Origin of the sequence: Bacteroides coprosuis (genome assembly GCF_020741705.1) — a bacterium.
In the GTDB taxonomy this organism is placed as follows: Bacteria; Bacteroidota; Bacteroidia; order Bacteroidales; family Bacteroidaceae; genus Bacteroides_E; species Bacteroides_E coprosuis.
Window position 1 is genome coordinate 1 of the sequence record NZ_DYYK01000081.1, and the last position, 6588, is coordinate 6588.

Annotated in this window: 12 protein-coding genes; 10 read left to right on the plus strand and 2 right to left on the minus strand. The window is 32.2% G+C overall.

Annotated features, from left to right (window positions below; translation table 11 throughout):
- Positions 1 to 140: 140 nt before the first annotated feature.
- Both K8V80_RS04795 and K8V80_RS04800 read left to right on the plus strand, forming a co-directional pair.
- Positions 141 to 554, plus strand: coding sequence for a YopX family protein (locus K8V80_RS04795; protein WP_276775798.1), 414 nt, complete (start codon positions 141 to 143; stop codon positions 552 to 554).
- Positions 551 to 733, plus strand: coding sequence for a hypothetical protein (locus K8V80_RS04800; protein ID WP_276775799.1), 183 nt, complete (start codon positions 551 to 553; stop codon positions 731 to 733). The genes K8V80_RS04795 and K8V80_RS04800 overlap by 4 nt, the downstream gene beginning before the upstream one ends.
- A 34-nt stretch (positions 734 to 767) precedes the next feature.
- Here the strand turns inward: K8V80_RS04800 and K8V80_RS04805 are convergent, their stop codons facing one another.
- Complete coding sequence (locus K8V80_RS04805; RefSeq protein ID WP_276775801.1) at positions 768 to 1346, minus strand: hypothetical protein; 579 nt, start codon at positions 1344 to 1346, stop codon at positions 768 to 770.
- Positions 1347 to 1821: 475 nt separating this feature from the next.
- On the opposite strand from K8V80_RS04805, the gene K8V80_RS04810 reads away from it, so the two are divergent.
- The 4 genes from K8V80_RS04810 to K8V80_RS04825 all read left to right on the plus strand — a co-directional run bounded on the left by K8V80_RS04810 (position 1822) and on the right by K8V80_RS04825 (position 4534).
- Positions 1822 to 2865 carry an N-acetyltransferase gene (locus tag K8V80_RS04810; protein WP_276775803.1) on the plus strand — a complete coding sequence of 348 codons (1044 nt, stop codon included), beginning with the start codon at positions 1822 to 1824 and terminating at the stop codon, positions 2863 to 2865.
- Complete coding sequence (locus K8V80_RS04815; RefSeq protein WP_276775805.1) at positions 2843 to 3235, plus strand: ASCH domain-containing protein; 393 nt, start codon at positions 2843 to 2845, stop codon at positions 3233 to 3235. The genes K8V80_RS04810 and K8V80_RS04815 overlap by 23 nt, the downstream gene beginning before the upstream one ends.
- An 80-nt stretch (positions 3236 to 3315) precedes the next feature.
- Positions 3316 to 4041, plus strand: coding sequence for a hypothetical protein (locus K8V80_RS04820; protein WP_276775807.1), 726 nt, complete (start codon positions 3316 to 3318; stop codon positions 4039 to 4041).
- A gap of 82 nt (positions 4042 to 4123) precedes the next feature.
- On the plus strand, positions 4124 to 4534 hold the full coding sequence (locus K8V80_RS04825) for a hypothetical protein (RefSeq protein ID WP_276775809.1): 411 nt from the start codon (positions 4124 to 4126) through the stop codon (positions 4532 to 4534).
- On the opposite strand, the gene K8V80_RS04830 is transcribed toward K8V80_RS04825, so the two are convergent.
- Entirely contained in the window at positions 4529 to 4753 is a 225-nt protein-coding gene (locus K8V80_RS04830) for a hypothetical protein (RefSeq protein WP_276775811.1), read from the minus strand. The two genes, K8V80_RS04825 and K8V80_RS04830, sit on opposite strands and share 6 nt — an antisense overlap.
- A gap of 184 nt (positions 4754 to 4937) precedes the next feature.
- Here K8V80_RS04830 and K8V80_RS04835 point away from each other — a divergent pair, with 184 nt between their 5' ends.
- The 4 genes from K8V80_RS04835 to K8V80_RS04850 form a co-directional block, all read left to right on the plus strand.
- Positions 4938 to 5303, plus strand: a complete 366-nt coding sequence (locus K8V80_RS04835; protein ID WP_276775813.1) for an ASCH domain-containing protein — start codon at positions 4938 to 4940, stop codon at positions 5301 to 5303.
- Between the two features lie 31 nt (positions 5304 to 5334).
- Positions 5335 to 5520 carry a hypothetical protein gene (locus K8V80_RS04840; RefSeq protein WP_276775815.1) on the plus strand — a complete coding sequence of 62 codons (186 nt, stop codon included), beginning with the start codon at positions 5335 to 5337 and terminating at the stop codon, positions 5518 to 5520.
- A 57-nt stretch (positions 5521 to 5577) separates the two neighbouring features.
- On the plus strand, positions 5578 to 6240 hold the full coding sequence (locus K8V80_RS04845) for a phosphoadenosine phosphosulfate reductase family protein (RefSeq protein ID WP_276775818.1): 663 nt from the start codon (positions 5578 to 5580) through the stop codon (positions 6238 to 6240).
- The coding region (locus tag K8V80_RS04850) for a ParB N-terminal domain-containing protein (RefSeq protein ID WP_338083537.1) at positions 6227 to 6588 on the plus strand (362 nt) is incomplete at its 3' end. The genes K8V80_RS04845 and K8V80_RS04850, both read left to right, overlap by 14 nt.

Sequence of the window (6588 nt, forward strand, 5' to 3'; positions counted from 1 at the left end):
TGATTGTTATATGGTTTATCATGAAAGTTAGCAAGGTCAAGTCTAAGACAATCACTAAAGAGGAGCTAATTAATGAATTGGAAGACAAACTTAAATAAAGGTCTTCTTATTTAAAGTATGCACGTAAAAGATTTAATAAGATGAGAGAAATATTATTCAGAGGTCTAAGATCTTACAAAAATGAATGGGTTGAAGGTTTCTACAAAGAAGTTAAAGGTTTTCATAAAGATGAAAAAGACTTAACCTGGGTTACACGTAGTTGTATAGGTGATTATGAGGTAAATAAAGAAACAGTAGGTCAGTATACTGGCTTTACAGACAAGAATGGAACAAAAGTCTTTGAAGGCGATATCTTATATGCGAAATATGAAGATGCACAAGATGAGAAAGGCTATTACGAAGTCTACAATGAAGTGGTATTTAAAGACGGTGCATTCGGTCTAATCGGAGAAACCACAAATGATTTTCTCTCATTTAACTATTTGCCTATTGTCAATGAAACTGTATGTGGCAACATTTATGATAACCCAAAACTGTTGGATAATATAAAATGAAAATACTACAAGTGAGATTAACAACAGAAGATAAACCTATTCAGCTACCTGAAGAAGGTGAAACTAATGATATAGAGCTTTATAGAAAGCAAATAAGGTGTAAGTATAAGAAATTAATAACTGAGCATATGACAGAATATTTCAAGCCTTGTGTTTTGTTGACGTACAAGAATGAATGAAAATAACATACTATCAGGGGGGGAACATAATCAGTTAAGAATTGATAGATCCCAGTATTCCTATAATCGCAGATATAATAGTGAAAAATCCAACAATGATCTCGAATGATCTCGAATTAACCGATTTACTATAATTATCGGGGGTTATCAGTCCTACACTTTTTAAAATAAAAGGAATAGATGAAAGCAGTAATTTAAAGCTCTCTTTTAACCAAATAAGAGGATTTAGTAGGTCTCTCTTGGTTTTATTTAGTTCTTCTATTGACTCTCCAATAACAGAGCTCAGAGTATTTAAGACGAAACATAGATCATCAGGATGGGGTCCCATCTGACTGGTTAGTTGTCTAATAGTATTAATTATAATTTGGTAGTTATTAGCATAATATCTACCGTGAGATGCTCTGTAATTAACGAGTCCTAAATAACCCGCTAGGCGTTGTACTTTAGGCGCATATGTTTGGATATAATCATAGTCACTTTGCTCATTTAGCTTTTGTAAGTACTGTTTAAGAAACGAAATATCTTTTTTCTGTTTTAAAAACAATGAACATGTCTTTAAGAAACCTAAAACAACTAACACACCTAATACCGTTATAAAAAATGGGTTCTTCAAAATAACAACTTTTTAGAATTACAAATCAATGTAAAGTTAGATTATAAATATATCATCACAATAATTTACTATAAATAATTATGTGTGGATATATTAAAAGATAAGGGATTCATCACGACCAGGGATAGATAACTTGTTTGCTGAATACTCGTATCCAGTATACAAGTTATCTGATATTGGAGTTGGTTCTATTATTAAAATACTACTTTGTTGATTTACAACAGTCAGATGAAGAAGCTTCTATGTATAATATATTGAATTGTGTTCACCGACCATTTTAGGGGGATATATGTAAATTTTATAAATAATTATGATTAAATTTAGTCCGTTATAAGGTTTTGTATCAGTTGTTTCTTAGTGATATACGAAATGGTAACAGTTATAGTTAGGTGTTATATCTAACGAGAAATTACTTTCTAATTCCTTTTTGTGGGCAACTCAAAGCCTTTTATAAAAGTTGGCTAAATCTAATAAAATGAGACATCTAACATTTAAGGACATTAATCTCGATGATCCGTTCTTTGATTCTCTAAAAGAATCATATGAAGAATTTCCAAAATGGTTTGCAAGAAAATCAGAAGAAAAAGCATATGTAACATTTGAAGACAATAATATATTTATTAATGGCTTCTTATATCTAAAACGTGAAGATGGTGCTATGGATGATGTTATTCCTATCCAAGCAGATAAGAAAAGACTAAAAGTAGGGACATTTAAAATAAATGGACGCGGAACTAAGTATGGTGATCGTTTTGTTAAAAAGATATTGGATACTGCAGTGTCTCAAGATGTAGATGAGGTGTATCTAACTATATTTGATCGACATAGCTCATTAATCTCACTGATAGAAAAGTATGGATTTGAAAAACGTGCGACTAAAACTACCATAAACGGAGAAGAGGATGTGTATTTTAAAGATATGAGAAATGTTAAAGGAAATATTCTATTGGACTATCCCCTTATGCAGACCAGGGGGAGGAATAAGTATTGTTTATCTATCTATCCCAAATATCATACTAGGTTATTCCCTGATTCAATTTTGAATTCAGAAACCTACGATGTAATTGAGGATGTATCGCACACTAATAGTATACCCAAAATCTACGTTTGTAGTATGTTCAGTGCAAAGGTTTTAGCTCCGGGGGATATAATAGTAACTTATAGAACTAAAGATGAACAAGGGTCAGCTCATTACAGAAGTGTTGTCACATCGGTTTGTGTTGTAGAGGATGTTCGATTCCGGCTAGATTTTAATAATTTTGAGGAATTATTTAGTTACGCTAATGAGTATAGCGTATTTGATAGGGAAGACTTGTCAAGGATGTGGGATGCTGGTAAAGACTTGATAGTTATTAAAATGACATATAACATAGCTTTAACAAAGAGAATAACTAAAAAGATATTGATGGATGATCTAGGGATAAATCCTAGATATTGGGGTATCTTTGCACTCACGGATGAACAGTTTAAAGGAATATTAGAAAGAGGAGAAACTTATGAAAATATTATTATCGATTAAACCCGAGTTTGTTAAAGAGATATTTACAGGAAATAAAAAATTTGAATATCGTAAAAACATTTTTAAAAATGCTAATGTAAAAACTGTCATTATCTATGCTACTATGCCCATTGGGCAGATTGTAGGAGAGTTTTCTATAGAAAAGATATTGCAAGATGTTCCTTCCAAATTATGGAAAGATACGTCTTCCAAATCAGGAATAAGCAAGACGTTTTTTGATACGTATTTTAAGGGACGTGAGAAAGCCTATGCTCTACAGATAGGGGAATTAATTGAGTATGAAAATCCTATTAATCCCTATGAATTAAATGAGAACTTTATGCCTCCTCAATCTTTTAAGTATATCTCTGAAGACAATATATTTTATTAGATATTAAGGAATTGTATATTGATTAGTTTTAAAGAGTCACTCAAACCGAGTGGCTCTTTTCATTTTTAAAATTAAACACAATGAGAACAAAGCAAGATAAGTCTTTACTAAAGGACTTTGTGAACTTCTTAAATAGTAAGCAAGAAACTACAGTTAGTGATATTGCTAAAGAAATTAATTGGAATTCAGCATCCTTACTTCAGTACATATATGTTATAGAGAAGGCTGGATTTATCTTTAGATATGGTCAAGAGATCATTCTTAGAAAGAAGATACCCCCTTATTCTATGGAAGAGCTCAAGGGATTAGAGAAAGATAATCCTGACTTGCTAAGAGAACGAATAGACAGATTAAAAGAGACTGCATTAACACCTAAGTTTTTGCAGTCTCTTACTTTTATGGAATGTCTGTATCTAATCAGAAAGTTTAAGACAGATACTTTTACTTCAAAAGAGTTTTCCAATATGACAGGTAAAAATCAAAAGTCTGTAGGATCATTTTTTACAAAATTAGTGCGTATAGGATATCTCAAGAAAGACAAGCTAAATTATACTTTGATAAAGGATATTCCTATAGAAATACAACAATCTGATTTTTTGAAGGGCTTAAGAACTTCAAAGCTAGAAATAGCTAAGAGAGTAGAGGTACAGCAAGAAAATATGAAGAATCAAATTTTAGTCAAACCTACAAACAGGGATATGGCTAAAAGTGCAGCAATGAAGGTTGATTTCTTAGAGCCTAATGAAGAGATGCTTTATGCAAGAGCAATCTTTACTGCCTTAGAATGGGGAAATTCTGTAAAATAGAAAGAGGAAGCACTGAAATCAATACTCCCTCTCACACACAATTATATGTCAAATATAATGTTTACTTTTTTACAGACCAAGTATGAGACCAAGTATTGATATTATTAAAGAGTTGACTTTTTTAAGAGAGAAAAAAGAAGACATCACCCAAAGAGAACAAGAAGTGTCTAAACCTATCCTAACAGAAATTAAGCAAATCCAAATCATTTACGACTGGTTCTATTCTTTGCCTAAAGAATATCTACTTACGGACCAAGATTCAGTACACAAACGTCAGTTTCTATTTATTATTATTCTTTTGTTTTCACCCACATTCTTTGTAGGAGATAAGTTGAAAAGAGGGCTAAGGAATGAGCTTGCTAGAGTACTACACTTTAGATCACCTTCAGCAATTAGTAATTTAAGTTCAGACGTTTTATGTTGGTATAAATCGTACCAGGGTTTTAGAGAAAAGACGAATAGAATATACGAGAAATTACTGTGTGAATTATAGTCTAGTATTTCTAGTGAGAGAGCCTTTACGTATAATGCATTTATCATTCTCATAAGGCTCATCTGTTGTTTGCCAGTAGTTGAGTAGAGATTGGCGTTGAATCCCTATGTCTTCAATAGAGAATGTTTTATAAATAGCAGCAGGGGAAGCAAAATAATGATGTGTACTTGAAGCCTTGATTTCTACGTGTATAACTCGAACATCAATTGATTTAGCCATAAATTTACGTGTTTATATTTTGTTTAAATATTAGTATATATTATATATAATACTTAAATTAGACTGTATTTTATATAGTAGTGACAATACAAAGATAGTCACTATAGTCAGTAAATAATATTATGCACTACTTAATATAAGTAATATATTTGAGTTAGTGTAGATCATTAATCTTAACACACTTATGAAAGTATTAAATCTCATTATTAAGCAAAAGTTCTTTGACTTAATTATTTCAGGTGAAAAGAAACAAGAGTTTAGAGAAGTTACACCTACAACAGTAAAGAAATATCTTCAGCTTGATGAAGAGGGGTATGAAAAAGAAGATGAAAATGGTTATGCTGTCCCTATAAAGTATGATGCTATACGATTCTTCGTTGGTTATAATAAAGATAGAGATTCAGCCTTAGTAGAGATTAAAGATACCGTTTGTGAAGTAGAATTTAATGAGTTTGGTAATCCTATCATTTATGAGCATGAAGGTGAAGAGTGGGTGCGTGAAACAATGGTTTACACATTAGGTAAAGTGTTAGAGAAATCAATAAAATGATCTAACAGATGTTTCACTTAAATAATTTGATATGGCACGTAAAACAGGTGCTCAAAATCGTATTGTTAGAACCACCTATGCAACAAGTGGATATAGAAGTAACATGAGAGCAGCGAGCACTAGCTCTGGCGGTTCACTCGGAAGAGGTGGTAAAGCAATAAATCGCAGTCAAAGACGTTATGATATGCGAGTAGCTTTTGGTTTATCAGTAGGATGACTTTAAGGAAATAAGAGCATTGTACTCACTACAGTACTTTGCTCTTTTGTATTTATGATGAGTAAAGTAAAAGAATCACAAATATTAATTGAAAGCGTTGCTGAAAAAACAGAGGAGTGTATTCTGTTTTGTTCTTTGGGTAAAGATTCTTTAGTCTTACTTGACTTGATTTATCCTAGATTCAAAAGAATCGTTTGTGTCTTTATGTACTTTATTAAAGGCTTAGAGCATATTCAGCGTTATATAGACTGGGTGAAAATGAAATATCCACGTGTAGAGTTTGTACAAATTCCTCATTGGAATCTTTCCTACATACTTCGTTCAGGTCTTTACTGTGTACCAAATCCTAATGTAAAATTGATTAAGCTAACTGATGTTACTGAAGCTATGAAATTACGTTTTGGAATTCACTATGTTTTTTTAGGTATGAAGAAAGCTGATAGCATGAATCGCCGTTTGATGTTAAATGGCTATAAAGACTATGAGAACAATGGATTGGCTTATCCTTTAGCAGATTGGACACAGAAGGAAATTCTAACTTATATGAGACATCATAAGTTGCCTGAACCTATTAGATATTCAAAGAAAGCTTCAGGTGGGGTAGGATTTAACGAAGATTGTTTCGTGTGGCTTCGAGAGAACTATCCTCAAGACTTAGAGAAGATTTTCAAGACCTTTCCGATGAGCAGAAAAATACTATTTGACTATGACAATAAATAAATACTTCAATAGTGAGTCTTTAGAGCTACAACGTTCTGAAATTCACTTTGCTGATTATAACCCTCGTACCATTACGGATGAAGCTCGTAAAAGCATAAAACGGGGGATTAAGAAATACGGGCTTATAGGTGGATTGGTAGTAAACAAGCGTACAGGTATGCGACTAGTCAGTGGACATCAAAGATTGTCTGTAATGGATGAGCTGAATAAGTTCCCTGAGAATGACTATATCATACGTGTAGATGTTATTGATGTTGATGAAATCCAAGAGAAAGAACTCAATATTCTTTTAAATAACCCTAATGCTCAAGGTCAATGGGATTTTGATGCACTTCGTAAGTTGATACC

Bases quoted from the DNA above. Each gene is read 5' to 3' on its own strand.
- K8V80_RS04830 (WP_276775811.1), bottom strand. From the start codon at position 4,753: ATGGCTAAATCAATTGATGTTCGAGTTATACACGTAGAAATCAAGGCT.
- K8V80_RS04825 (WP_276775809.1), top strand. From the start codon at position 4,124: ATGAGACCAAGTATTGATATTATTAAAGAGTTGACTTTTTTAAGAGAG.
- K8V80_RS04820 (WP_276775807.1), top strand. From the start codon at position 3,316: ATGAGAACAAAGCAAGATAAGTCTTTACTAAAGGACTTTGTGAACTTC.
- K8V80_RS04810 (WP_276775803.1), top strand. From the start codon at position 1,822: ATGAGACATCTAACATTTAAGGACATTAATCTCGATGATCCGTTCTTT.
- K8V80_RS04840 (WP_276775815.1), top strand. From the start codon at position 5,335: ATGGCACGTAAAACAGGTGCTCAAAATCGTATTGTTAGAACCACCTAT.
- K8V80_RS04835 (WP_276775813.1), top strand. From the start codon at position 4,938: ATGAAAGTATTAAATCTCATTATTAAGCAAAAGTTCTTTGACTTAATT.
- K8V80_RS04815 (WP_276775805.1), top strand. From the start codon at position 2,843: ATGAAAATATTATTATCGATTAAACCCGAGTTTGTTAAAGAGATATTT.
- K8V80_RS04800 (WP_276775799.1), top strand. From the start codon at position 551: ATGAAAATACTACAAGTGAGATTAACAACAGAAGATAAACCTATTCAG.
- K8V80_RS04845 (WP_276775818.1), top strand. From the start codon at position 5,578: ATGAGTAAAGTAAAAGAATCACAAATATTAATTGAAAGCGTTGCTGAA.
- K8V80_RS04795 (WP_276775798.1), top strand. From the start codon at position 141: ATGAGAGAAATATTATTCAGAGGTCTAAGATCTTACAAAAATGAATGG.